Here is a 25,192-nt window from a genome sequence, read left to right on the forward strand (position 1 = left end):
AGTTCTATAGGGAGGAATCATATTGAAAAGAAAATATATTTTGCTTTTATTTATTTTTATAGTATTATCACCATTATTGTTTTTCCAGAATGCTCAAACAATTGATTATAATTATCATATAGTCAAACCCGGTGATAGTCTCTATAAAATAGCTATAGAGTATCACACAACAGTTAACATTATTCGAGAATTAAATAATATTTATACAGATTTAATATATCCTGGACAAAGAATTAAGGTTTCCTTAAAGAATAATGATAATACTAATGATTACTATATTGTTCAAGCCGGGGATAGTCTTTATAAAATATCACAGATGTTCAATATCTCTATAAGTACTTTAAAAAATATAAATAATCTTAGTTCAGATATTATTTATATTGGACAGAGCTTATTAATTAGAGAGAAAGACAATTTACACAGTATAAGTGGACAGGTTAATTTTAACAATAAATCTTTAGGTACACAAGTTATATCAGAGGATCATACAGTAATCAATGAAATACTGCCCTTAAAAATTAATCCTAATTTACCTAGATATACTGAAGATGAAATTATTGTTAAGTATAAACCGGTATCTGTTGAAGAGAATAATCAAGAATCCACAGACAATAGTGGATTAATTACTATTAATAGTCTGGATACCAAAGAAGGTAAAATTGTTCACTATCGGGTACCAGAGGGTGAAGACATTAATGAATTTATAAGTAAATATAGAGAATTAGATAATGTTGCCTGGGTTGAACCAAACTATATCTTTTATACAACAGCAGTACCCTCTGACAGTTATTATAATTATCAATGGGGACACATTAATGTAAATCTTGAGGCAGCCTGGGATATAGAAAAAGGGAGTGAAAATGTAACTGTAGCTGTCATTGATACAGGTGTTATCACTACTCACCCTGATTTAACAGAAAATCTGCTTCCTGGTGTAGATTTTGTAGGTGGTAAAAAAACATATCCTATTGAAGACTATGATATAACAGATTATGACCCTACAGATGAGACTAAATTAGTTGATGGTGGTAGTCATGGAACACATGTTGCTGGAATAATCGGTGCAGTTACTAATAATAATAAAGGTATTGCTGGTGTTAACTGGCAGGTTAGTATACTCCCGATAAGGGCTTTAACCAGAAAAGGTGGTACTAGCTGGGATATCGCTGAAGGAATTTATTATGCAATAGATAAAAATGTAGACATTATAAATTTAAGTCTAGGTAGTAATCACCAGAGCAGCCTACAACATGAAGCTGTAAAAACTGCAGTAAATAAAGGTATTACTGTTATTGCTGCTGCAGGAAATGAAAATAGTTCTGTTTATTATCCTGCCGCCTTTCCGGAAACAATAGCAGTAGGTGCTATAAATGAAAACAATCGAAAGGCCTCTTACTCAAATTATGGCCCAGAGGTTGATCTGGTAGCACCTGGTGGTGATTATGGAAATCCAATCTATAGTACCTGGGGGTACTATAAAGAGGGTAAAACTGTAGCAAGTTATACTGGTATGATAGGTACTTCAATGGCCACACCGTATGTTAGTGGTATAGCAGCCCTTTTAAAGGCATATGGTATTAATGACCCCAATGAAATTAAAGAACGCTTAATCAGTACAGCAAAGGACCTTGGGGAAGAAGGTAAGGATAATACCTTCGGTTATGGCCTGGTGGATGCCCATAGTGCACTGTTAGAAAAAAAAAATAACCAAGCAGTAGTTTTTACCGGGACTATTGACGGCAAAATGATAAAAACTAAAAGTGAGGTAAAAAAAATAAATTATGACAGGTCTTTTAGATTAGAAGAAGTCCAGGAAGGCAAGAACTTTGTCTTTGCCTGGCTGGATATAAATAATGATCATATAATTGATAGTGGAGATTATTTTGGTAAAACAGAAAAAGAGTTAATAGTTGATAAAGATATAAACGGCCTGAAGATTGACCTCTTTTATATTCCTGCTGGTATAGACAGTCCACTTTTTACAATTGAAAATTAACTTTATAAAGAAACAGGGAGGATATATATCCTCCCTGTTTAACTATTATAATTAATTATCCTGCTTTACTATCCTATAAGAGCTATGTTAAAATATTTAATAGAGCAAAACAATAGATAATAGGGGGTTTTTATATGTTAGTAGAAGTTGGGTATAATGATTATGCAGAAGAAATGTTAGATAACCTGGAAAAAGGAGGCTTTCTTATTGTTGCTAATGAAAATAAAGTTAATACAATGACAATCGGTTGGGGGAGTCTAGCTTATATCTGGGGTAAACCTGTTCTTATGGTAATGGTGCGAAAATCCCGTTACACCTTTCAGCTTATAGAAAACACTAATGAATTTTCAGTAAGTATTCCTTTTGAGGGTAAGATGAAAAAAGAATTAACATTCTGTGGAACAAAATCAGGTAAAGACTATGATAAGATAGCAGAGTGTAATCTTGAATTGTTAAAAGGTACTAAAACTAATACCCCACTAATTGCCGGTTGTCAACTTCATTATGAGTGCCAGATCTGCTATAAACAAGAGATGGCTCCTGCAAATCTAATCAATAGTTTTCAGGATTCATGGTATGCTGATAATGATTATCATACACTATATTTTGCTGAAATTATCGGCAGTTATCTTGACAAGAATTAATATTATTTAGAATTAGTTTTTAAAATTACATCAAGGTATATTAAACCTCCTATTGAAGGATAATACTGATAGGGGGTGTTTTTTTATGACTACAAAAACTAAAAGAAATGCAAATCACTTAATAAATGAAAAATCTCCATATTTATTACAACATGCTTTTAATCCAGTTAATTGGTATCCCTGGAATAAAGAGGTTTTTAAAAAGGCCAAAAACAAAGATAAACCTATTTTCCTCAGTATTGGATATAGTACCTGCCACTGGTGTCATGTAATGGCCCATGAATCCTTTGAAGACTTTGAAGTAGCACGTTTAATAAATGATACATTTCTTGCTATTAAAGTTGACCGTGAAGAACGACCAGATATTGATAATATTTATATGGATGTCTGTCAGTTAATAACCGGGAGTGGTGGCTGGCCTTTAACAATTTTTATGACAGCAGATAAAAAACCCTTTTATGCTGCTACCTACCTCCCTAAAGATAGCCATTATAATCGGATAGGACTCCTGGAATTAATACCAAAGATAAAGGAATTGTGGAAAAACAAAAAGAATGAATTATTAAATTCAGCTGATAAAGTAAGTGGGATTTTAGTAGAAAAAAATAAAATAGGAATAAAAAAAGAACTAAATTCCAATATTCTTGCTAAAACCTATCAAATTTTAGAGAGTCATTTTGATGAAGAATACGGTGGTATTGGAATAAAGCCTAAATTTCCAACACCTCAGCAATATTCTTATTTATTAAGATACTGGTATAGTACAAATAAAGAAAGGGCCCTAGAAATATCAGAAAAAAGCTTGTTAGCAATGAGAGCCGGGGGGATCTATGACCACCTTGGATATGGTTTTCATAGATATGCTACAGATAGAAAGTGGTTATTACCACACTTTGAAAAAATGCTCTATGACCAAGCTATGATTGTTTATACCCTGGTTGAATTATATCAGATAAATAGTAGTAATATTTATGCCAGAACTATTAAGGAAATAATTGATTATTTAAAGGGTAAAATGTTAGCAGCTGAAGGTGCTTTCTATTCAGCAGAAGATGCTGATAGTGAAGGAGAAGAGGGGAAATATTATCTGTGGTTTGAAGAAGAACTCAAGGATATTTTAGGTGAAAATTCAAGTGAATTTCTGGATATATACCAAATAAAAACTGATGGTAATTTTCATGAAGAAAGCACTGGTCTAAAAACAGGTAGAAATATTCTGCACCTGGCAAACCCGCTAACTAATGATTCTGTATTTAAGGAAATTGATAAATTTACGGAGGAAAGAGAAAAATTACTTTCCAGCAGAGAGGAAAGGGTTCCACCGGAAAAGGATGACAAAATACTAACTGACTGGAATGGGCTAATAATTGCTGCCCTGGCCAGAGCAGGTTTTGTCTTAAAGCGGGTGGAATATATCAATCTGGCAAAGGGGGCTGCTGATTTTATTTTAGAAAAATTATATCAAGATGAAGAATTACTACATAGATACCGTAGTGGGGATTCTTCATTAAGAGCTAATATCGATGATTATGCTTTTTTGATCTGGGGATTGATTGAATTATATAATAGTACTTTTGATAGTCAATATCTTGAATCTACTTTAAAGTTAAATAAAAAGATGATTAAATTATTTTGGGATAATCAAGATGGAGGATTTTTCTTTACTGTAGAAAATAATCAGGATTTAATACTAAGGAGTAAGGAAATATATGATGGAGCAGTTCCTTCAGGTAATTCTATAGCACTCTGGAATTTAATAAGACTAAGCCATATAACTGGTAATAAAGACTATGAAAAAAAGGCTTATAGTTTAATAAATTGTTTTGCAGAAAAAGTAGAAGAAAATCCTGCTGCTTACTGCCAATTTTTAATTGCTTTCAATTCATTACAGGAATCTTATTTTGATCTAGTAATTGTCGGAGAGAAGAAAGACAGGAATACACAGGAAATACTCGACTATTTTAGAAATAATTACTTTCCTAACCTACAGATTATCCTGAAAGAATCCAACAGGGATAAAATAAATGAATTTGCTCCATTTATTAAAGAATATGAAAAAAAGAATGGACAGACAACCATATACCTTTGTAAAGATTATTCCTGTAAATTACCTACAAACAAGCTAGCAGATATAAAAGAGATATTAAATAATTAAATAATTAAATAATTAAATTAAGTAAAAACTGCCATGTTTCAATATATCCTACCAATATCAGTTATGATAATCTTTGAAATATTATTTTAATCCTGTTATAATAATTAATAAAATATCCCAATTATATATTTTGTATTTATACGGAGGTTAGATTTAAAATGATGAACAAAGAACATCTTTATAAAGAATTAAACAATATTGATGGAAGGGGTTATAAGGCCTATAGGCAGATTCAAAACAACTACTATGACTTTGGCAAATTTATAATCGGAATTCCTTATGTCCAGGGTGACCCCTATGCAAGTCCATCCAGTGTAATTATAAAAACCAAGGGGAAAATAAAAGATTTTCCGGAGTGGCTCTTTGAAAATGAAATTAGGCTTCAAGCTGTTGAAGATTACCTGACCAGGGTTATTACAAATAATATAAAAAAATATGCCCGTGGTAATAGAGGATCAGGAAAAAGTGGAAGGATAAATATTGTCCATACCGGGCAGGAAGTTATAAAAAGGACATCAGTAGAATTTAGCAGAGATTACATAGAAGCCCGTTTAACAGTCGGTCTACCAGCTAAAGGCAGACGAGTACTTGGACACCAGGCACAGGATCTCTTTTTTAAAGAAATACCTAAGATTGCTGAAAATAGCCTCTTTTTAGCCAATATAAATCAGCAAGCCTTAGAAAATCATGTGAGGGTTGTTGAAGATCAACATGTCTTAAGGGAATTATTGTCTTCACAGGGCTTGCTGGCCTTTATTGCTGATGGTTCTATCTTACCCCGGAGAAGTGGTGTTGATGATCGGCCGCTAAGCAGTAATAAAGTCGTTCCCTTTCAATCACCTGCAGAATATGAATTAAGCTTTAAACTACCTCACAAAGGTGAAATCAAAGGTATGGGTATTAAAGAAGGTATTACCCTGATAGTCGGTGGAGGTTATCACGGCAAATCAACACTTTTAAATGCCATTGAAAGAGGGGTTTATAATCATATCCCAGGTGATGGACGGGAATATGTGGTTACCCGCCATAGTGCCTTTAAAATAAGGGCTGAAGACGGCCGCAGGGTAGAACGGGTTGATATCAGTCCATTTATAAATAATCTACCCCAGGGAGAGACAACTAAAGACTTCTCAACAGATAATGCCAGTGGTAGTACATCACAGGCTGCCAATATAATAGAGGCCCTGGAATTAGGTGCAGGTGTTTTATTAATAGACGAAGATACCTGTGCTACTAACTTTATGATCCGTGATGCCAGGATGCAGAAACTTGTTGCAGATAAAAATGAACCGATTACACCCTTTATTGATAAAGTTAAACCACTCTATAATGAACACAATGTTTCTACTATCCTGGTTGTCGGTGGAGCCGGAGATTATTTTGATGTTGCAGATCGGGTTATAATGATGAATAAATACAGACCTATTGCCGTAACTGAAGAGGTTAAAGATATAGCCAGTAAATTACCTACTAAACGTGAAAGTAAGCTTAATACTTCTTTCGGCCAGATATGTCAACGTATTCCAGAACCAGCAAGCATTAATCCACGGAAAAAGGGACGGATAAAAGTTAAAACCCATGGTATGGATACAATCCAATTCGGGAGAGAAAATATTGATCTTTCTTACCTGGAACAACTAGTCAATCAGGAACAAAGCAAAACTATTGCCGATATCTTAACTTATGCCATTACAAATGATATTATAGATGGGCAAAGAACTATTAGGGAGATACTAGACAGAATATATGAGCACCTCCAGCAGAAGGGCCTTAAGATTATTTCTCCTTTTAATAGTCCCGCTGGGGCTTACGTTTTGCCACGACCATATGAAGTAGGTGGCGCCTTAAACCGCCTGCGTTCACTTAAAATTAAAGATATTATCTACTGATGATTAAGCCAAGCCTCAGCCGATAAAAACTATTCATAGTTTTATTTTCCTTTATTATATTTTCTTTATTTTCTAAACATAATAAATTATCCACAATCATTTGAATTTATCCACATTTTTCCGTGAGATATCCACAGTTTAATGTTATTTTCGCAAAATAAGTATTTTGCGAAGTTTTATTGAGAGAATATTCGACAGGGATTATCTTTTTTATTGTGCAAAACAATAAAATATTTTGTCTTTTAATTGTCATAAGGTATATATTATAGTAGTTTATATATTAATTAAGCTTTTTCTGTTGTCAAATCTTAAGATATAAACTCCTGTGGATAATTATCTCTCTTTTCTCTAAAAATAAAGAGAAAATAATCCTTTATCTTACTATAAGGATTATTTTCTCTGATTTATTATTTGATTTTATTGTGGCACTTTAATTTCTTGTCCAGGTTGTAATATTACACTTTCTAAAGAATTCGCCTTCTTAATTTTATTTACAATTTTCCTTAAATCATCATTCCTATCATTGTAGTTTCTGGCAATACTCCATAATGTATCCCCTTTCTTGACAATTACCTTTTCCATAACAAGGGTTTTACTACCATATGAAACAAGGTTAATAAATAGTAATAAGAAAATAACTGCTGAAATAAACAGCACTTTTCTTAAATGTTTTTTCTTAGTCAAAGACCTCTTATATGTATTTTTAGTCTTTAGATAGTACATTTTCATCCCCCCAAACAAACTTGTGTACTAAACAAATGTTCCTTTATATTCATATTATAACAGAACATTTGTTTTTTTGTCAAGGGTGTGCCGGATTTTTCTTGAACGACTGTTTGCTATTTCTTGCCCTCTATGCTATAATACTATATAGAAAATATAAATAGCTTATTTTTTTATACTTTATAATTGTTTTAATGATAATCAAGGAGGTAAACATTCTATGGAGGAATTAACAAACAGGCAGAAATCTATCCTTTCCTTTATTCAGGAGGAAATTCAAAATAAGGGTTATCCCCCTTCTGTTCGGGAGATTGGAGATGCAGTTGGTTTAAAATCACCCGCCTCAGTTCACAGTCACCTTAAAACTCTTGAAAAATATGATTACATAAGGAGGGATCCCTCTAAACCACGAGCAATTGAGGTCCTTTATAATAAGGATGGTATTGAAAATGTGAATAAAGAAATGATTGATATACCATTAGTAGGTACAGTTACTGCAGGGGCCCCAATACTGGCTGAAGAAAATATTGAAGACTTTTTCCCTGTACCAGTACAGTTTCTAAGCAGTTCTGCTAAAGACCTTTTTATGTTAGAGATAAGTGGAGAAAGTATGATTGAAGCAGGCATCTATGATGGTGATTATGTTATTGCTCAACGTCAGAACTATGCCAATAATAAAGATATTATCATTGCTTTACTTGAAGAAGGTGCTACTGTCAAACGTTTTTTTAAAGAAAAAAATTATATACGTTTACAACCTGAAAACAAGACAATGGAACCAATTATAGTTCCAGATGTATACATACTTGGTAAAGTAATAGGCCTTTACCGCAGGTTTGTAAGTTAATAAAATAAAAACAACCCTGGAACCACTTAATTTCCAGGGTTGTTTTTATTTTACATTACTTATAATTTACCTCCATTTAATAATTGCCTTCTCTAAGATAAAAATAAGGTAATACATTAAACCAGCAATAATGCTTAAGATAATAATACTCAGCATTACCATATGTAAATTAAACACCTGACCTCCATAAACTATCAAATATCCCAAACCAGCTTGCGAGACCAGGAATTCCCCAACTATTGTACCTACCAGTGATAATCCAGTACTGACCTTGATTGTAGAAAAAATGGTTGGTATACTGGCCGGCAAAACCACTTTCAATAAGACTTGTTTCTTAGATGCCCCAAGTGTTTTCAATAGTTTAATCTTATTACCCTCTACTTCATGAAAACCATTTATAAGCATTATTATTGTAATTACAATAGACACCAGAAGTGCCATCATAATAATTGAAGTAGAATCATTTCCTAACCAGACTATTATTACTGGACCTAGAGCTACTTTAGGGATACTATTTAAGATAACTAAATAGGGTTCAAAGAGATTATATAAGAATTCTGACCACCAGAGTATTACTGCAGTGATTAGACCCAGAATAGTCCCTGATAAAAAACCAATAAAAACCTCTATCAAGGTTACTTTTATATGCAAAAACATTTTCCCATTCTGACACATATTAATAAACAGAGTCAATATTTTAGCAGGCCGGCTCATCAGAAAGGTATTAATTAATTCATAATGGGCCAATAATTCCCAGCTTATAAAAAAAATTAATAGAATTGATATCTGAAGTAAACGAATAACAAATCTTTTTTTACGGAGATTAAAAAGATAATCTCCATGGGCTTCGGTTTTAGCCTTAATGGCAAATATTTTATATAGTATTTTTTTAAACATAAATGTCTAACTCCTTCCAGATATTATTAAAATATTCCTGGAATTTTTTTACATTTCTCTTTTGAATTGGAGTTAATTTGCTGTCAAATTCTATATTAATCTCTTTTTTTATGACTGCAGGTCTATTAGATAATATAACAACACGATCACCTAATGAAATAGCTTCTGCAATATCATGAGTTACCAGTATTACAGTCTTCTTATTATCTTTTAGGATACTGGCCATCTCTTCTTCCATAGTAAGTTTTGTTTGATAGTCAAGTGATGAAAACGGTTCATCAAGTAATAAAATATCTGGTTCCGGGGCAAGTGTTCTTGCCAGGGCTGCCCTCTGTCTCATCCCACCTGATAATTCAGCTGGATAATGTCTAGCAAAATCCTCCAAACCATAAGTTTTCAGTAAATTCATTATCATATCATCTGTGTTTTTATTAACCATATTTTTTATCTCCAATCCTAGACTAACATTGGCAAAGACAGTACGCCATTCAAACAAATAGTCTTCCTGTAACATATAGCCAACGAGGGGGCATATATCCTTTACTTCACCTTGATTAATATAAACACTACCATTATCAGGAGGAATTAAACCACTAATAATTGATAATAATGTAGTTTTCCCACAACCACTTGGCCCAACAATACTGATGAATTCATTTTCTTTTATTGCAAGATTAATTTCTTTTATTGCCAGGGTTTCTCCTTTTATAGAGAGATATTTTTTGGTAATACCATCAAGTCTAATTATATAATCCAAGATAAATCCCCCCTGTTTTTATTTTGTTTTATTTTATAATTTCTATAGCTTTTCTGGCAAATTCAGTATTAACCACCATCTTATAATCTACCTTTTCAGCTAATTCTCCGGCCATAATTATAATCTCTTCATAGTGTTCAAAGATTTCTTTTTCTATTAGTGGATTATTACTCCAGCTACCCTGTTCCTGGTAGCGTTGAATTACCCTGATTAATATATCTAAAGAAGTTTCTTCAAAATAGGATCCAATTAGTTCAGCAATTTCTTCAGGATTATGTTTCAAAACCCATAATTGAGCCCTATAGATTGCATTAGTAAATCTTTGAATTATCTCTGGATTATCTTTGAGAAAACTGACTTTAGCCATATATACAGTATAAGGGACATTTCCACCGGCCTTACCAAAAGATGCTACCGCATAGCCCTGTCCTGCGGCTTCAAGGGTAGAAGCTGCTGGTTCAAATAACTGTACAAAATCTCCCCTCCCACTTAGAAAAGCCCCTGCATTAGCAGTAAAATCAAGATTAGTAATTATTTCAACATCTTCACCAGGGATAATCCCCCTTTCCTTCAGAGAGTATTCTAAGACCATTTGTGGTGCTCCACCAGGCCTGTTGCCAATAATCTTTTTGTTGATTACATCTTCCCATTTAAAATCAGGCATAGGTTCTCTAGCTACAAGAAATGAACCTGCTGTACTGGTTAGCTGGGCAAAATTAACAATAAAATCTTTGGCACCCTGTTCAAAGACATAGATGGAAGGTTCTGGACCAATTAGGGCAATATCACCACTACCTGCCATAAGTGAAGCAGCGGCCTTATCACCACCCCAGGCAGTAAACAACTCAATATCTAACCCCTCATCCTGAAAAAATCCCTTCTCCATTGCTATATATTGTGGTGCATAAAAGATTGAATGAACAACTTCAATAAGTCTAACAGGTTTAAGATCATTTTCTGCAGATAATACTTGACAATGAAAAACAGACAGTAACAATAAAACAAGAAAAAAAACAGAAATTTTCTTTATCACTTAGATACCCCCTTTATTTATCTGTCAAGAATATTCTATGTAATAAAAGCCAGATATGTGAAAAAAGACCTGTTACAACAGGTCTTTTAAGAAGAATATTTTTTGAGATTATGGATAACTCTAAAGGCCGACAAATATATTTACTTTCCTTGCCGCGCACTGTGGCGTCCTGCCTCTGCTTGCTGTCGAGAAATTGTCTTCCGGTGTCCTACCTCCAGACAATTTCTAGAGTCGTCCAGTAAATATATTTGTCTGAGTTAAGGTAGCCTAGTATGGAACAGAATAACTTTCGCCGTTTTTAAAAATTGTTATTTCTTTATAACCGATTTTCTGGGCTAAACTGGCTGCTCTTTTTATACCCTCACCTACTCTACCCGGGGAGTGGGCATCTGAACCAATTGTTATTGGTATTTTTAATTCATAAGCCCTTTTGAGAATATCTGTTGAAGGATAAAATTCATTTACTGGTTTATTACAACCATTGGTATTAATTTCAATAACAGTTCTGTTTTCCTTGATAGCCTGCAGAACCGGTTCAACAATCTCCAGGAGATTTAAATCTACTGGACGGTTATTAAATATCTTTATTAAATCCATATGTCCTATAATCTCAAACAATCCTGAAGAAACTGCCTTTTCTACCAGGTCAAAATAAGCAATATATAGTTCATCAATATCCCATTCTTTATACTCACTAACATATGCTGGATGGTCTATTTCCCAGTTTCCTACCCTATGTACAGAACCGATCGAATAGTCTAAGGGAAACCTGTTTTTTACCTGCTTAATCCATTCTTCCTTATTTATTTTATAATCAAATTCTATACCAAGCCTTATTTTATCTGGATATTCAGCAGATAAATCCTCTAATATATCCCAGGAGATAGCATCGATATAATCATCATGGTCGGTAAAGCCTAACTGGGCAATACCCTTTTCTTGGGCCATTAATAAAAATTCCTTTAAATATTTATAAGAGTATTTATCTCTGATTTCCTGTTCCCCATGTCCATAAGGATGTGTATGATAATCTACTAAAAACATTTTTCAACCCCTTTATTCATTTATATACAGAGTATACCATATTAAAATCTAGAGGTAAACAAAAATTATCTCTAGGTTCTCAGTTTGAAATACCTTGCATTAAAATATTCTGAATAATAACACTCTACTTGCATTTAGTAACATATTTTTATATAATTATAAAATAAAGTAGTGAACAGGAAGGAGCTGTCTAATGGAGTAAACTGAATTTAATACTCTTTCTTCAAATATTAAGTAAATAATTTAATTTATTTGAAAGTTTTTTCTTATTTTCCAAGTAAAAATTAAGGAGTTGAATAGTTAATGTTTAAGGTTTTAGTTAGTGACTATATCTCTGAAGCAGGCATTGAAATACTTGAAAAAGAAGCTGAAGTATATTTTAATCATCAATTATCTAGAGAAGAATTTCTGGATATAGTAGGTGATTATGATGGAATTATTATCAGGAGTTTCACCAGATTGGATAAAGAAGCACTTAACAAAGCTGAAAAACTAAAAGTAATCGGCAGGGCTGGTACAGGTTATGATAATATTGATCTTGAAGAAGCTAGCAAAAAGGGTGTAGTTGTTTTTAATACACCTACTGGTAATACAATTTCAGCTGCAGAACATACTATTGCTTTATTACTATCACTATCAAGAAATATCCCTCAGGCCAATAATGCTTTACATAATGGTATCTGGGATAGAAAAAAATATAATGGAACAGAAGTCAGGGATAAAACCCTGGGTATTATAGGCCTTGGTAGGATTGGGAGTTATGTCGCTCAGTTTGCTCAGGGACTCGGTATGAAGGTAATAGCCAATGACCCCTACCTAGCACCTGAAAAAGCAGAAAACCTAAATGTACCTTTATTAGATTTTGAGGAAGTATTACAAAAATCTGATTATATATCACTCCATACTCCCCTTACTGATGAAACCTTCCATATTTTAAGTCATAAGGAATTTGCTACAATGAAGGATGATGTCAGAGTATTAAATGTAGCACGCGGGAAAAATCTTGATACAGAAGCACTTGTTGCTGCACTGAAATCTGGCAAGGTCGCCGGCGCTGGCATTGATGTATTTGAAGAGGAACCAATTGATGAAAATCATCCTTATTTTAAATATAGTGATAAGGTAGTTGTTACCTGCCATCTTGGCGGTACTACTACAGAAGCAATGGACAATGTTTCTATTGCAGCTGCTGAACAGGTCTTATCTGTACTTAAAAACGGTGGATTACCAGAATCACCGTTAAATATCTTTGCTATTAATTCCAAAGATATGAATAAAGCTAAACCATATCTAAAGTTAATTAATAAATTAGGTAATTTTCTGGCCCACTGGAAAGGACATGAAAGGATTAAAAATATTGAGGTCGAATATGGTGGTGAAATAACTGAACAGCAATTAAAGCCTTTTACAACTTCTCTGCTTAAAGATATCCTTGACCCTATCCTGGACCACAGAGTTAATCTGGTTAATGCCTATCTAGTAGCAAAGGAAAGGAATATTTCTGTAAAAGAAAGTTATATTGATAAACCAGATGGTTTAAATAATATAATCAAGATTAAAATTACTACTGCTCAAGATGAATATAGTATTGCTGGAACATCTCTTTCTATCGGACATAGGGTTATAGAGATTAATGGGTTCAGGGTTGACCTTAATCTAAATGGAAAATTCCTGGTTGCAAATTATCAGGATAGACCAGGTATTATTGGTAAGGTAGGTACTATTTTAGGTGATAAAAATATCAATATCGCCAGCATGCAGGTCGGCCGCAAAAAAGAACAAGGGCAAGCAATTATGTTAATCCAAACAGATACCAAACCAAGTGATGAAATAATGTCCCAGATCAAAGATGAACTCAACTTAAATGAATTAACCTTCCTTGAAATATAAAATTTAATTTAATTCTAAATTCTAAAAAAGCTGTCTCATTTAAAATATGAGACAGCTTTTTTTAATCAATCATCCCTTAATAGTTTCTTCACAAGACTACCAGCCCTATTCGCCTGGAAAAAAGCCTTGATATAATGACCGGTATCATAATATATAACCGCCAAAATTAGTCGTGAATGCTCATTCTCTTTCACTTCCAGGGCTTTTTCACAGGTTTCAATAGCAAGTTCATTATTATCAATTTCCTTATATACCAGAGCAAGATAATTCCGTATCCAGATATTATCTGGTTCAAGCTCAATAATACGTTTAAAATAATCTATTGAAATAGTATATTCTTTGTTAATCGAAGCACCGAAGGCAGCATAATTTAATGATAATATATCCTCACTCTGTAGAGTAATCCCCTCTAAATAAGGAGAAACCACCTGATTAAATTCATCTATTGAAACAGTATCCTCTATCTCTTCAAAGGTATCTAAGGCCTCTTCAATCATCCCCAGATTTGCTAAGGCAATACTATAGCGAAATTTGGCCATGATATTATCAGGTTCTTTCTCTACCAATTGCAGACTATCTTCTTTGAGTCTATTCCAGTCTACTTTTTCTACTGCATATATTTTGTTAATAGGCAAAGTTATCATAAAACAAAATAATAAAAGAAGAAAAATAGTTTTTTTAATTAATGCCACCCCCTGATGCTACAACTAAACTGTGCTTAATATTAAAATTCTATCTTGCTGTCTTTAAGTCTCTGTAAAGCCTCTTTTATCCTTTCTTCTTTGACAGTTAAAGCAATTCTTACATAGCCTTCTCCATATTCACCATATCCATTACCAGGTGTAAAGAATATTCCGGTGTTTTCAAAGACATATGTAGAAAAATCGGCAGCACTATATCCCTGGGGGACTTTTGCCCAGATATAAAAACTGGCCTTATTGGCTTTTATTTTCCAACCCAGGTCATTTAAACCCTTAGTCAGCAGATCACGCCTTCTGGTATATATTTCATTCATCCTGGCAATATTTTCTTTAGAATTTTTCAAGGCTTCTATTCCAGCATACTGTACTGCTTCAAAAATCCCAGAGTCGATATTGGTTTTAATCCTTCCCAGGGCTTCTATTACATCTTCATTACCAACTGCCCAGCCGACCCTCCAACCAGTCATATTAAAAGGCTTGGAAAGAGAGTTAAATTCAATACCTACTTCTTTAGCACCTTCAAACTGAATAAAACTGGGTGGATTATAACCAGCCAGTCCTATTTCACTATAGGCGGCGTCATGGGCAATAATAATATCATGTTGACGGGCAAATTCTATTATTTTTTTATAAAATTCTTCACTGGCCACTGCCCCAGTAGGGTTGTTAGGGTAATTTATATAGAGTAATTTTGCCTTATCAGCAGTCTCTTTACTAATCTTATCAAGGTCTGGTAAAAAATCATTTTCCTCCAACAGTGGCATCATAACCGGTTCTCCACCAGCCAACAAAACAGCTGTTTTATATACTGGATACCCAGGGTCAGGAACCAGAGCCAGGTCACCAGGATTGATATAACAGAAAGGCAAGTGTGCTATACCTTCCTTTGAACCAATTAATGAAACAACCTCTTTATCAGGATCAAGGTCAACTTCATAATTATCTTGATACCAGTCAGCTACTGCTTTTCTATAATTATATAAACCCTCATATGAAGGATAACTATGTGTTGATGGGTCTTTAACACTCTCTATCATTTTATTAACAATATTATCTGGTGTTGGCAGGTCTGGATCACCAATACCAAAACTGATTACATCTTTACCTTTACTCTTAGCCTTAGCAATCATTTTATCAATTTCTGCAAACAAATATGGTGGTAAATTTCTTATCCTATCTGAATTTTCCATTATAATTTCCCTCCTATAATTCTATTTCTCCTTCAAATACTGTTTCAGCTGGTCCTGTCATATAAACACCACTATCCTGATTTGACCACTCAATTACTAGGTCTCCACCTGGTAAATGAACTAGGACTTCATTATCAAGATAAGCATTTTTTATACCAGCTACAACAGCAGCAGAGGCACCAGTTCCACAGGCCAGCGTAATTCCAGCACCTCTTTCCCATACCTTCATTATAATCTCAGACCTATTAACTATCTTAATAAACTCCACATTGCTTTTCTCAGGGAAGACTTTATGATTTTCCAGTTTCGGACCCCATATTTCAAGTGGAAATTTATCCAGTTCTTCTTCAAAAATAATAGTATGTGGATTACCCATTGAAACACAATTAATTAATAGCTCCTCCCCATCAACAAGCAGAGGATATTCCTTAATATAATCAGAGGTATTATCAATTTTAACTGGTATTTCCTCTGTTTTAAAATGTGGTCTGCCCATATTAACCCTGACCTGGCTTGTCTTATTATCAATTTTCAGTATTTCAGGTGTAATTATACCAGCCAGGGTTTCGATTTTTAATAGCTTTTCAGCTGTTAAACCATATTGATGGAGGTAATGAGCAAAACAACGGATACCATTACCACACATCTCTGGTTCACTACCATCTGAGTTAAAGATTCTCATCCTGAAATCATACTTATTACTTTCAGGGGGGAGGATTACTATTAACCCATCTCCACCAATCCCAAAATGTCTATCACAAAGTTTAACAGCCAGTTTATTATAATCAATTTGAGCAGATTCAAATCCCTTTACCATCACAAAGTCATTACCTGCACCATGTGCTTTTAAAAATTTGATCTTCATATTTTCGCCAACCTTCTTATTCTACTTTAAATATGTCTTCAATTTCTTCTTGAGGAATAATAGTTGAAATTGCATGTTTATATACCATTTGTGTTTTTTTGTCATTTTTTAATATAATAGTGAAGTTATCAAAACCAGCAACCATACCATTAAGTTGATAGCCATTCATTAGAAAAATGGTAACCCCTATCTTTTTCTTCCTCACAGCATTTAAAATATTATCCTGTAGATTTAGTTGTTGTTTCATAAAACTAATACCTCCTTTACCCCTGTTATATTTACTTTCTACAATTTAATGAAAAATCCTGCTTATAATATTAATTTTTAACTTTTGTTAAATAATATCAATTACTCCTATCACAAATAATGCATTTACCTTCTTCCATACTATTTTCTAATATTACCAGTTCTGCTTCCCTGATACCTAATTCTTTCCCCTGTTTTCTACCATTACGCACCCCAAGATTATAAGCAACTAAGATAGCAGCCAGAAAAAATATAATAAAATATATCATATTGACCTACCTATTTGATATTTTTTTAAAAGCCAGAGACTTAAATAAATAATACAGGAGGCAAGTGAAAAATAAATCATTTTTAACAAACAGAAATTAAAAACTAAAATAAATAAAATTATAAAGATGATCAATCCATTGAGATGACCAAGTTTATTTATCAAATTATCTTTTTTGATATAAATTTCCTTTTTATAATCCAGATAGTCATCAACAAACTGCAGAATTAAGACTAATATTATTGAGGTAATTACCTCTCTTAAACTTGTAAGATAGATTGCTATGACAATAAGAATTAGTCCCTCCTGCCATCCCCTGAGCCTGGAAGGTAGTTTATCAGCAGCTGTTGAGGACATCCCTAAGAGATAACTTGCAGAAAAATAACTTACTGATTCAGCAAAATTAAGATGAAGGGCAAAAATCATTATAACTAATGAATATGGTAAAATTCCTTTCTTCAGGACAGATGTAAGGTTCCAATCCCCCTGTAAAATATCAATCTCCTGGTCTAAAAAGTCATCCATCATCTTGATCACAAAGCCAATTAAAATTACACCAGCCAACCTTTCAAACATAGCTTAACACCAATTTCTTTACTTCTTTAAAACCAGTCTGATATAATGCTGATATCGGTATAATTATTTTATCCCTTATCTTTTCCCGTAATACTTCCAAATTAGTGTAGGAAGATGATAAATCCATTTTATTAACTAAGACAGCATAATTTTTCTCCAGAGAGGCATAATCCATGATCAATTTATCAACAGGAAATAGAACTTCGTCAGATGTAGTTCTTATATTAGTAATATCAATAATATGTAAAACCATTTTACTCTCTCTTAAAAGTCTTATCGTTTTAGCCATAGCTAATCTCACCTCTTCATCTGGATTTATTCCACTGCTCAAACCACAGCTGTCAATGATATTCAACTCTTTAAAAGATTTACCCACAGGTATTTCCATCTTTATTGACTGAATTTCCCTTGTATAATTACTATCTACTGAGATTAATTTTCTTCTGGCTTCAACAGGTGAAAAAGTTGTTATCGAGGTATAACCAGCTGTCTGTCGAACATTAAATTTCAATTCCTTTAAACCCATATATTCTGCAAAATTAATGACAAAACAGGTCTTCCCCACATTAGGCAAACCTGTAACAAGACATTCACTCATGTTTGCCCTCCCCCCAGGCCAGATCTTCTTTTCTAATGTATATTAGCTCCCTACGGTTTATTTTGTTTGCCTTGATTATTCTTAAAGCCTGTTGTCTAATAGATTTCTCCACAAGGTTTCTGACTGTTCTAGCATTACCACTTATTTCTCCTTCATTATTAAGTATCTCTGTCAAAACCCGGTAAATAAAATGTTTGCTTTCTTTATCTAATATATATTCGCGCTGCTTATACATTATTTCTGCAATCTTTACTAATTCATCCACCGAATAATCTGGAAAATCCAGTTGGAGGGCAAACCTGGATTTCAAACCAGGATTTGTATCAAGGAAAAAATCCATTTCATGACAATAACCTGCCAGAATGATAATTAATTCATCTTTATGGTCTTCCATCATCTTAACCATTGTATCAATAGCCTCTTTACCAAAATCCTTTTCACCACCCCTGGCAAGGGAATATGCTTCATCAATAAAAAGTACTCCACCTAAGGCCTTCTGAATTAATTTTTTTGTTTTCTGGGCAGTATGCCCAATATACTCGCCTACTAAATCAGACCTCTCAACTTCCAGTAAATCACCATTTTTAAGAAAACCTACTTCTTTAAATATCCTGCCTATTAACCTTGCCATAGTGGTTTTACCAGTGCCTGGGTTACCTTTAAAGATCATATGCATCACAATTGCGTGACTATTAAGTTGATAGCTTTCCCTTAATTTTTGAACCTGCAGAAAGGCCAGATATTCACGAACAAGTTTTTTTACTTCATTTAAGCCTATCAGGGCATCCATTTCATCTAATACTTGCTCAAGCTTATTTTCTTTTACCTCAGTTATCTGTCTGTCTATTTTCTGATATGAGATGTGAGTTTCTATGTTGTTTTTATTATTAAGTTCTTCAGAACTACCCATCAATAATGAAAATGCCCTGGAAATACTTATTTCACCTTTTTTAAAACGGTCAATTATTATATTGTGGTTTAAATTATCTTGAGGATGATACATTTTTATCACCCCATTTTTAAGGATACATCTACATTATATGCATTAATAACAAAATATGTTAATTAGAAATTGGCTTCGCCATCCAGACTTAATCAATAATTATTAATTTTTACTTAGGAATATTTCTTACACAAAGTTAACTAATTTTAATAATCCAGACAGATATATTTGTTGGACGACTCTAGAAATTATCCGTAGGCAGGACGCTGGAGGATAATTTCTCGACAGTAAGCGGAGGTAGGACACCGCAGCGCACGACAAGGAAAACAAATATATCTGTCGGTCTTCAAAGTTATCCACAATTTCTAAATCGCATAATTTACTTAATAACAAAAAAACAATCCGATTATAATTATCGAATTGCTAAAAAAATAATTCGCTCTCATTGATATAATTAATTATCTCCTTTAAAACCTCTTCAGAATCAAGTAGTGATAGGTTGATCCATTTTATGCTTTTATCCCTTCTAAACCAGGTTAACTGCCTTTTAGCATAGTGTCTGGTATCACGTTTTAATACCCTGACAGCTTCAGCAAGGTCATATTCCCCCTTTAGATAACTAATAATTTCTTTATATCCTAAACCCTGTAGAGCAGTACCACTTATCTTAAAACCATCCTCTAATAATCTTTCCACTTCTTCAATTAAGCCATCTTCTATCATTTTATCAACGCGTTGATTTATCCGCTTATATAATTCACTGCGTTCCCTATGTAGACCGATCTTTAATGATTTATACCTATCAGGTGTTTCAGTCTGTTTTTTCTTAAAATAGCTAGTAGTTTTACCTGTTTCTTCATATACCTCAATTCCCCTGATAACCCTTCTAAGGTCGTTAGGATGTAATTTATCTGCCAGCTCAGGGTCTATCTCTTTTAATTTGTTATGAATATATATATTACCCTTATCCTCAGCTTCTTGAAAGAGTTGACTACGCAATTTTTTATTTATCTTCATCTCCGGAAATAAAAAACCCCGCATAACTGATTTAATATATAGACCTGTTCCACCTACCAGCATTGGTCTTGTTCCCCGTTTAACTATCTCTGGAATTAATTTATCTACCAATGTCTTATAATCAGCAACTGAAAAATCATCATCAGGTTCAATAATATCTATCATATGGTGTCTTACAACTTTTCTGTCCTCATTACTTACTTTAGCAGTACCAATATCCATCCCTCGATAAATCTGCATAGAATCAGCTGATATAATTTCAAATTTCATTCTTCTGGCTATTTTCAGAGAAAGACCTGTCTTACCAACACCTGTAGGGCCAAGTAAAACAAGTAAGGGATACCTCTTACAACTTTCCATCAAATCAACTCCTATTTACGCCCCAGACCCCTTTTTATATCATCTAAACTTATATTCACTATAATAGGTCTACCATGTGGGCAGCGGTAAGGGTTACTGGCCTTAATTAATCCCTTAATTAATTCATCAATTTCTTTTTCTGCCAGATGTTTACCGGCCTTAATAGCCCCACGGCAGGACATATATTTAATAACTTGATCCAGTAAGTCTGATTTATTACCCGTCTTTCCCTTTTTAAAAATACTATCTACTATTTCTTCGACAATCACTTTAATAGGTCTATTCTTTAGAAAGGAAGGAACTCCCTGAACAAGTATACTGTTACCACCAAAAAAATCAATATTAAACCCTAAGCGTTTTAAATCTGTTAAATATTTTTTAACAAGTTCAATCTCTTCTGCAGTAAAATCAATCCTGACAGGTAGTAATAAGGCCTGGGTATTTATTTGTTCATCAGCAAATCTATTTTTTATCTTTTCATAAAGAATACGTTCATGGGCATTATGTTGATCAATTATGATCAAGCCATCACTACCTTCTGTTACCAGGTATGTATTATAGAGCTGTCCCAGAAAATTATTTATTACTAAATCATTATTATTATCTTTATCTATATTTTTATTAAAAGGCTTATTATTTTCTAAACTATCTTTTTCTTCACTTACTTTACATGGTTTTAGATTTTCCTTTACTGCCTGCTCAGTTTGTTTTCTATACTTGTTTGACCTGGGGGGCATGTCAGCAGTTTTTTCTTTATAATTATTCCTAATAAAATCCCCTTTAAAATTTTCTTGATGTTCTTTAGATTCACTATCTTCAATGCCCTGTTTAAGTTTATTATCATTTATTAGTGATAGTCTTTCTTTTTTAGGACTTAAATGCTTTTTCTTGATTTTAGGTATTAGGTCCTTTGTTTGCAAGGTCTTTGATATACCTTTTTTTAGCACATCCTTGATTATCCCGTCACGACTAAATTTAACCTCTCGTTTAGTAGGATGAACATTCACATCAATCAATATTTGATTTAAAACTACATTTAAAAATACTACTGGGTATTTCCTACCTGGTAAAACTCCATGATAGGCTTCTTCAACACCCTGGCTAAGGGTTCTGCTATTTACTACCCTCTTATTAACAAAAAAAACCTCATAGATACGTGAAGAACGGGAGATTGTTTGATTACCTATCAGACCAGTTAACCTGATATATCTATCCTCATAATCAATAGGGGTAAGATTACTGGCAATTTCACTACCGTAAAGTGTATAAACAGCATCAATTAATTTACCAGTACCAGGTGTTTTATACACTTCTTTATGATTATGTATTAATGTAAACTTAATATCTGGATAGGCCAGTGCTTCACGGGTTACTATTTTACTTATATGACCAAACTCTGTATTAACCTTTTTAAGATATTTGTATCTAGCTGGTGTATTATAAAAAAGCCCTGTTACCTCTATATCTGTTCCAGCTGGAATACCTACTGGTACCTGCCCTAGAACTGAACCACCCTTTAATTCCATTTTGGTACCCTGTAATTCACCAGCAGTCCTTGATTTTATTACAACATTACTAACCGATGAGATACTGGCCAGGGCCTCTCCCCTGAACCCAAGTGTCTTAATCGAATAGAGATCATTTATTTCTTCTATCTTACTGGTAGCATAACGAGAAAAGGCCAGCTCCATTTCATCAGCAGGAATACCACTGCCGTCATCTTTGACACGTATTTTTTCCCTGCCGCCTTCTTCAATCTCTATTAAAATATTTTTACTACCAGCGTCAATGGAATTTTCAAGTAGTTCTTTAACTACTGATGCTGGACGTTCCACTACTTCTCCAGCTGAAATTTGATTGGCAACTGATTCAGGCAATTGTTTAATTTTGGTCATTTATCTCCTTGACCTCCTGTTGTAACTCATAAAGAAAATTCAATGCCTCTAAGGGAGTTAAATTGATAATCTCTTTTTCTTTTATTTTTTCACAAATCAATTTATTACTTTCAAATAAAGAGAGTTGTTTTCTATCTATCTCTTGAACTGTATTATTTGAAATAACCATATTTTCTTTATTAAGGTTAGTTTCAGTCAAATCTTCACCACTGACAGCAACTTCCTTTATTTCATTATCATTCTGTTCCAGCTGTTTTAATATCTGCCGGGCATTATTAATTAATTCGTCAGGTAATCCTGCCAGTCTAGCTACCTCTATCCCATAACTTTCATTAGCCTTACCCTGAACAATCTTATGAAGGAAATGAACACCACTATTGTCTTCCTCCACCAGAACACTATAATTTTTAATCCCGTTAAATTCCTCTTCAAGTCTTGTTAATTCATGGTAATGAGTAGCAAATAGTGAACGGGCACCTATTTCCCGGGGGTCATTGATATACTGACTGACTGCCCAGGCAATACTAAGGCCATCATAAGTACTGGTCCCCCTGCCAACCTCATCTAAAATAATCAGGCTTTTCTGCGAGGCATTATTAACTATGTTGGCAACTTCATTCATCTCTACCATAAAGGTACTCTGGCCAGTTGTCAGGTCATCACTAGCCCCTACTCTGGTAAATATCCTATCTACCAGACCTATTACTGCCTTACTGGCAGGCACAAAACTCCCTATCTGAGCCATAAGGACAATTAAAGCAACCTGTCTCATATAAGTAGACTTACCTGACATGTTGGGACCTGTAATTATCAAAAATCTATTTTCTTCATTATCAAGAATAGTATCATTGGGAACAAAATTCTCGTTAAGCATTTTCTCTACTACTGGATGCCGCCCCTGTTCTATGTTTATTTCATTACTATCATTTATGATCGGAGAAACATAATCATTCTCGATAGCGCTCAGGGCAAAAGAACTTAATACATCTGCAGTTGCAATAATTCCTGCACTTTTTTTAATACGCTGGATATTATCAGCAACCTTATCCCGTACTGAAACAAAAAGCCTGTATTCCAGATCATTAATCTTATCTTCTGCCCCCAGAATCATCGCTTCCTTTTCTTTTAATTCAGGGGTAATATATCTCTCACTATTGGCCAGGGTCTGTTTGCGAGTATAATCATCAGGCACTTTGTCCAAATTTGCTTTAGTAACCTCAAGATAATAACCGAAAACCTTATTAAAACCAACCTTAAGTGAAGAAATACCAGTTCTTTCCCTCTCTGATTTCTGTAGATTAGTAATCCAATCTTTACCTTCACCACACATAGTTCTTAATTGGTCAAGTTCCTCATTAAAACCTTTTTCAATGATCCCACCTTCACGGACTGTAGTAGGTGGTTCTTCTACCAGGGCCTTTGTTAATAATTCACCAAGGTCATCCAGGGTATCAATTTCATCACATAAACCTGATAATAGATGGGAATCCTCAAATAGCGATAAGGCCTCAAAAATAAATGGTAGTTTTGTTAAGGAGTACCTTAAGGCAGTCAGATCCCTGGCATTTGCTGAACCATAGGTAACCTTTGTTAAGATACGTTCTAAATCATAGACACCATCCAGGGCATCCCTTAATTTTTGAAGGAAGATAAAATTATCCTTTAGTTCCTCTACCGCCTCTAATCTCCTATCAATTTCTTCTTTATTTATCAAGGGTTGATTGATCCATTTCCTGATCAACCTTCCTCCCATAGAAGTTACTGTTTTATCAAGTACATCCAGCAGACTACCGTTTTTACGGTGACTTCTAATAGTGGAAGTAAGTTCCAGATTTTTTCTAGTAGCAGTATCTAATACCATATAATTATTCAGAGTATACAATGATATTTTATCAAGGTGTTTAAGACTTCTTTTCTGAGTATTATTAATAAAATGAAGTATTTCCCCGGCGGCAGCAATTGCAGCCGGCATGTCTTCTATTCCGAAACCAATTAGTGACTGAATTTTAAAGTGTTTTTGCAAGATTTCATACGATTTTTTGAGATTAAATATTTCCCTTTTATTTATCAGAATTTTGTTTACCTGTTGATAGTTATTCAGAAATTCCCCGTCTGCCAGATCTTCTTCTACTATGATCTCAGCCGGCCTTATCCGGTCAATTTCATCCCACAGCTTACTACTCTGTGTTTTAAAAAGCTCTGTTACATAAAAATCACCAGTTGATATATCAATATAAGAAAAGCCAATAGTATCTTCATAATAAACAGCAGCAGCCAGGAAATTGTTGTTTTTGTCTTCTAACATATCATTTTCAATAACTGTCCCAGGTGTGATAACACGTATAACATCCCTCTCAACTATACCACTGGCTTCATCAGGGTCTTCTATCTGCTCACAGATAGCAACTTTATAACCATTCTTAATTAGCTTAGCAATATAAGTATCTGCTGAGTGATAAGGGACACCAGCCATAGCTGCTTTTTCTCCACCACCCTTATTCCGGGCTGTTAAAGCAAGATCCAGTATCCGGGCAGCAATTTCGGCATCCTCAAAAAACATTTCGTAAAAATCACCCAGTCGATAAAAAAGTATTGAATCCTGATATTTCTTTTTAATAGATTTATATTGTTTCATCATAGGGGTTAATTCTGCCAAAT

The 25,192-nt window shown here is 33.8% G+C and carries 22 protein-coding genes; 6 read left to right on the forward strand and 16 right to left on the reverse strand.

Annotation, left to right across the window (positions count from 1 at the left end; all coding sequences use genetic code 11):
- Window positions 1–22 precede the first annotated feature (22 nt).
- The 4 genes from GM661_RS09970 (at window position 23) to GM661_RS09985 (ending at window position 6,684) form a co-directional block, all read left to right on the forward strand.
- Window positions 23–1,996, forward strand: a complete 1,974-nt coding sequence (locus GM661_RS09970) for a S8 family peptidase (protein WP_125990486.1) — start codon at window positions 23–25, stop codon at window positions 1,994–1,996.
- Between the two features lie 134 nt (window positions 1,997–2,130).
- A complete protein-coding gene (locus tag GM661_RS09975; protein WP_230866731.1) occupies window positions 2,131–2,640 on the forward strand; it encodes a flavin reductase family protein in 510 nt (169 codons plus the stop codon).
- An 85-nt stretch (window positions 2,641–2,725) separates the two neighbouring features.
- On the forward strand, window positions 2,726–4,795 hold the full coding sequence (locus GM661_RS09980) for a thioredoxin domain-containing protein (protein ID WP_230866732.1): 2,070 nt from the start codon (window positions 2,726–2,728) through the stop codon (window positions 4,793–4,795).
- A 161-nt stretch (window positions 4,796–4,956) separates the two neighbouring features.
- Entirely contained in the window at window positions 4,957–6,684 is a 1,728-nt protein-coding gene (locus GM661_RS09985; RefSeq protein WP_407929661.1) for an ABC-ATPase domain-containing protein, read from the forward strand.
- Window positions 6,685–7,101: 417 nt separating this feature from the next.
- Here GM661_RS09985 and GM661_RS09990 read toward each other — a convergent pair whose 3' ends face one another.
- The gene (locus tag GM661_RS09990) at window positions 7,102–7,407 is read right to left on the reverse strand and encodes a LysM peptidoglycan-binding domain-containing protein (protein ID WP_230866734.1); all 306 of its coding nucleotides are present in this window, start codon (window positions 7,405–7,407) and stop codon (window positions 7,102–7,104) included.
- Between the two features lie 220 nt (window positions 7,408–7,627).
- Between GM661_RS09990 and lexA the strand changes: the two genes are divergently transcribed.
- Entirely contained in the window at window positions 7,628–8,254 is a 627-nt protein-coding gene (gene lexA, locus GM661_RS09995; RefSeq protein ID WP_125990490.1) for a transcriptional repressor LexA, read from the forward strand.
- A gap of 66 nt (window positions 8,255–8,320) precedes the next feature.
- Here lexA and GM661_RS10000 read toward each other — a convergent pair whose 3' ends face one another.
- From GM661_RS10000 to GM661_RS10015, 4 genes are all read right to left on the reverse strand, one after another.
- On the reverse strand, window positions 8,321–9,151 hold the full coding sequence (locus GM661_RS10000; protein ID WP_125990491.1) for an ABC transporter permease: 831 nt from the start codon (window positions 9,149–9,151) through the stop codon (window positions 8,321–8,323).
- On the reverse strand, window positions 9,144–9,908 hold the full coding sequence (locus GM661_RS10005; RefSeq protein ID WP_230866735.1) for an ABC transporter ATP-binding protein: 765 nt from the start codon (window positions 9,906–9,908) through the stop codon (window positions 9,144–9,146). Before GM661_RS10005 ends, GM661_RS10000 begins: the two co-directional genes overlap by 8 nt.
- Before the next feature lie 28 nt (window positions 9,909–9,936).
- Window positions 9,937–10,941, reverse strand: coding sequence for an ABC transporter substrate-binding protein (locus GM661_RS10010; protein WP_230866736.1), 1,005 nt, complete (start codon window positions 10,939–10,941; stop codon window positions 9,937–9,939).
- A gap of 267 nt (window positions 10,942–11,208) precedes the next feature.
- A complete protein-coding gene (locus GM661_RS10015; RefSeq protein WP_230866737.1) occupies window positions 11,209–11,985 on the reverse strand; it encodes a histidinol-phosphatase HisJ family protein in 777 nt (258 codons plus the stop codon).
- A gap of 303 nt (window positions 11,986–12,288) precedes the next feature.
- Here GM661_RS10015 and serA point away from each other — a divergent pair, with 303 nt between their 5' ends.
- Window positions 12,289–13,875 carry a phosphoglycerate dehydrogenase gene (gene serA, locus GM661_RS10020; protein WP_230866738.1) on the forward strand — a complete coding sequence of 529 codons (1,587 nt, stop codon included), beginning with the start codon at window positions 12,289–12,291 and terminating at the stop codon, window positions 13,873–13,875.
- Window positions 13,876–13,940: 65 nt separating this feature from the next.
- Here serA and GM661_RS10025 read toward each other — a convergent pair whose 3' ends face one another.
- The 11 genes from GM661_RS10025 to mutS form a co-directional block, all read right to left on the reverse strand.
- Entirely contained in the window at window positions 13,941–14,567 is a 627-nt protein-coding gene (locus GM661_RS10025; RefSeq protein WP_230866739.1) for a tetratricopeptide repeat protein, read from the reverse strand.
- A gap of 32 nt (window positions 14,568–14,599) precedes the next feature.
- Entirely contained in the window at window positions 14,600–15,766 is a 1,167-nt protein-coding gene (locus tag GM661_RS10030; protein ID WP_230866740.1) for an LL-diaminopimelate aminotransferase, read from the reverse strand.
- Window positions 15,767–15,779: 13 nt separating this feature from the next.
- Window positions 15,780–16,631 (reverse strand): diaminopimelate epimerase, encoded by an 852-nt coding sequence (gene dapF / locus GM661_RS10035; protein ID WP_230866741.1) that lies wholly within the window; start codon window positions 16,629–16,631, stop codon window positions 15,780–15,782.
- 16 nt (window positions 16,632–16,647) lie between these two features.
- Entirely contained in the window at window positions 16,648–16,878 is a 231-nt protein-coding gene (hfq, locus tag GM661_RS10040) for an RNA chaperone Hfq (protein ID WP_125990498.1), read from the reverse strand.
- A 97-nt stretch (window positions 16,879–16,975) separates the two neighbouring features.
- Window positions 16,976–17,146 carry a hypothetical protein gene (locus GM661_RS10045; RefSeq protein WP_164522251.1) on the reverse strand — a complete coding sequence of 57 codons (171 nt, stop codon included), beginning with the start codon at window positions 17,144–17,146 and terminating at the stop codon, window positions 16,976–16,978.
- On the reverse strand, window positions 17,143–17,721 hold the full coding sequence (locus GM661_RS10050; RefSeq protein ID WP_230866742.1) for a hypothetical protein: 579 nt from the start codon (window positions 17,719–17,721) through the stop codon (window positions 17,143–17,145). Before GM661_RS10050 ends, GM661_RS10045 begins: the two co-directional genes overlap by 4 nt.
- The gene (locus GM661_RS10055; protein WP_230866743.1) at window positions 17,714–18,319 is read right to left on the reverse strand and encodes a GTPase domain-containing protein; all 606 of its coding nucleotides are present in this window, start codon (window positions 18,317–18,319) and stop codon (window positions 17,714–17,716) included. Before GM661_RS10055 ends, GM661_RS10050 begins: the two co-directional genes overlap by 8 nt.
- Window positions 18,312–19,322 (reverse strand): AAA family ATPase, encoded by a 1,011-nt coding sequence (locus tag GM661_RS10060; protein WP_125990501.1) that lies wholly within the window; start codon window positions 19,320–19,322, stop codon window positions 18,312–18,314. Before GM661_RS10060 ends, GM661_RS10055 begins: the two co-directional genes overlap by 8 nt.
- Window positions 19,323–19,685: 363 nt before the next feature.
- Window positions 19,686–20,639, reverse strand: coding sequence for a tRNA (adenosine(37)-N6)-dimethylallyltransferase MiaA (miaA, locus tag GM661_RS10065; RefSeq protein ID WP_230866744.1), 954 nt, complete (start codon window positions 20,637–20,639; stop codon window positions 19,686–19,688).
- Window positions 20,640–20,650: 11 nt separating this feature from the next.
- Window positions 20,651–22,534 (reverse strand): DNA mismatch repair endonuclease MutL, encoded by a 1,884-nt coding sequence (gene mutL / locus GM661_RS10070; protein WP_230866745.1) that lies wholly within the window; start codon window positions 22,532–22,534, stop codon window positions 20,651–20,653.
- Window positions 22,521–25,190, reverse strand: a complete 2,670-nt coding sequence (gene mutS / locus GM661_RS10075; RefSeq protein WP_230866746.1) for a DNA mismatch repair protein MutS — start codon at window positions 25,188–25,190, stop codon at window positions 22,521–22,523. Before mutS ends, mutL begins: the two co-directional genes overlap by 14 nt.
- Window positions 25,191–25,192: the final 2 nt, after the last annotated feature.

The organism is Iocasia fonsfrigidae (genome assembly GCF_017751145.1).
Classification (GTDB): domain Bacteria; phylum Bacillota; class Halanaerobiia; order Halanaerobiales; family DTU029; genus Iocasia; species Iocasia fonsfrigidae.

Excerpts from the sequence above, each read along its gene's own strand:
- GM661_RS10050 (WP_230866742.1), bottom strand. The coding sequence starts at position 17,721 with ATGTTTGAAAGGTTGGCTGGTGTAATTTTAATTGGCTTTGTGATCAAG.
- mutL (WP_230866745.1), bottom strand. The coding sequence starts at position 22,534 with ATGACCAAAATTAAACAATTGCCTGAATCAGTTGCCAATCAAATTTCA.
- GM661_RS09985 (WP_407929661.1), top strand. The coding sequence starts at position 4,957 with ATGAACAAAGAACATCTTTATAAAGAATTAAACAATATTGATGGAAGG.
- hfq (WP_125990498.1), bottom strand. The coding sequence starts at position 16,878 with ATGAAACAACAACTAAATCTACAGGATAATATTTTAAATGCTGTGAGG.
- GM661_RS10030 (WP_230866740.1), bottom strand. The coding sequence starts at position 15,766 with ATGGAAAATTCAGATAGGATAAGAAATTTACCACCATATTTGTTTGCA.
- GM661_RS10000 (WP_125990491.1), bottom strand. The coding sequence starts at position 9,151 with ATGTTTAAAAAAATACTATATAAAATATTTGCCATTAAGGCTAAAACC.
- GM661_RS09975 (WP_230866731.1), top strand. The coding sequence starts at position 2,131 with ATGTTAGTAGAAGTTGGGTATAATGATTATGCAGAAGAAATGTTAGAT.
- dapF (WP_230866741.1), bottom strand. The coding sequence starts at position 16,631 with ATGAAGATCAAATTTTTAAAAGCACATGGTGCAGGTAATGACTTTGTG.
- lexA (WP_125990490.1), top strand. The coding sequence starts at position 7,628 with ATGGAGGAATTAACAAACAGGCAGAAATCTATCCTTTCCTTTATTCAG.
- GM661_RS09990 (WP_230866734.1), bottom strand. The coding sequence starts at position 7,407 with ATGTACTATCTAAAGACTAAAAATACATATAAGAGGTCTTTGACTAAG.
- GM661_RS10060 (WP_125990501.1), bottom strand. The coding sequence starts at position 19,322 with ATGTATCATCCTCAAGATAATTTAAACCACAATATAATAATTGACCGT.
- GM661_RS10045 (WP_164522251.1), bottom strand. The coding sequence starts at position 17,146 with ATGATATATTTTATTATATTTTTTCTGGCTGCTATCTTAGTTGCTTAT.
- miaA (WP_230866744.1), bottom strand. The coding sequence starts at position 20,639 with ATGGAAAGTTGTAAGAGGTATCCCTTACTTGTTTTACTTGGCCCTACA.
- GM661_RS10055 (WP_230866743.1), bottom strand. The coding sequence starts at position 18,319 with ATGAGTGAATGTCTTGTTACAGGTTTGCCTAATGTGGGGAAGACCTGT.
- serA (WP_230866738.1), top strand. The coding sequence starts at position 12,289 with ATGTTTAAGGTTTTAGTTAGTGACTATATCTCTGAAGCAGGCATTGAA.
- GM661_RS10015 (WP_230866737.1), bottom strand. The coding sequence starts at position 11,985 with ATGTTTTTAGTAGATTATCATACACATCCTTATGGACATGGGGAACAG.
- GM661_RS09980 (WP_230866732.1), top strand. The coding sequence starts at position 2,726 with ATGACTACAAAAACTAAAAGAAATGCAAATCACTTAATAAATGAAAAA.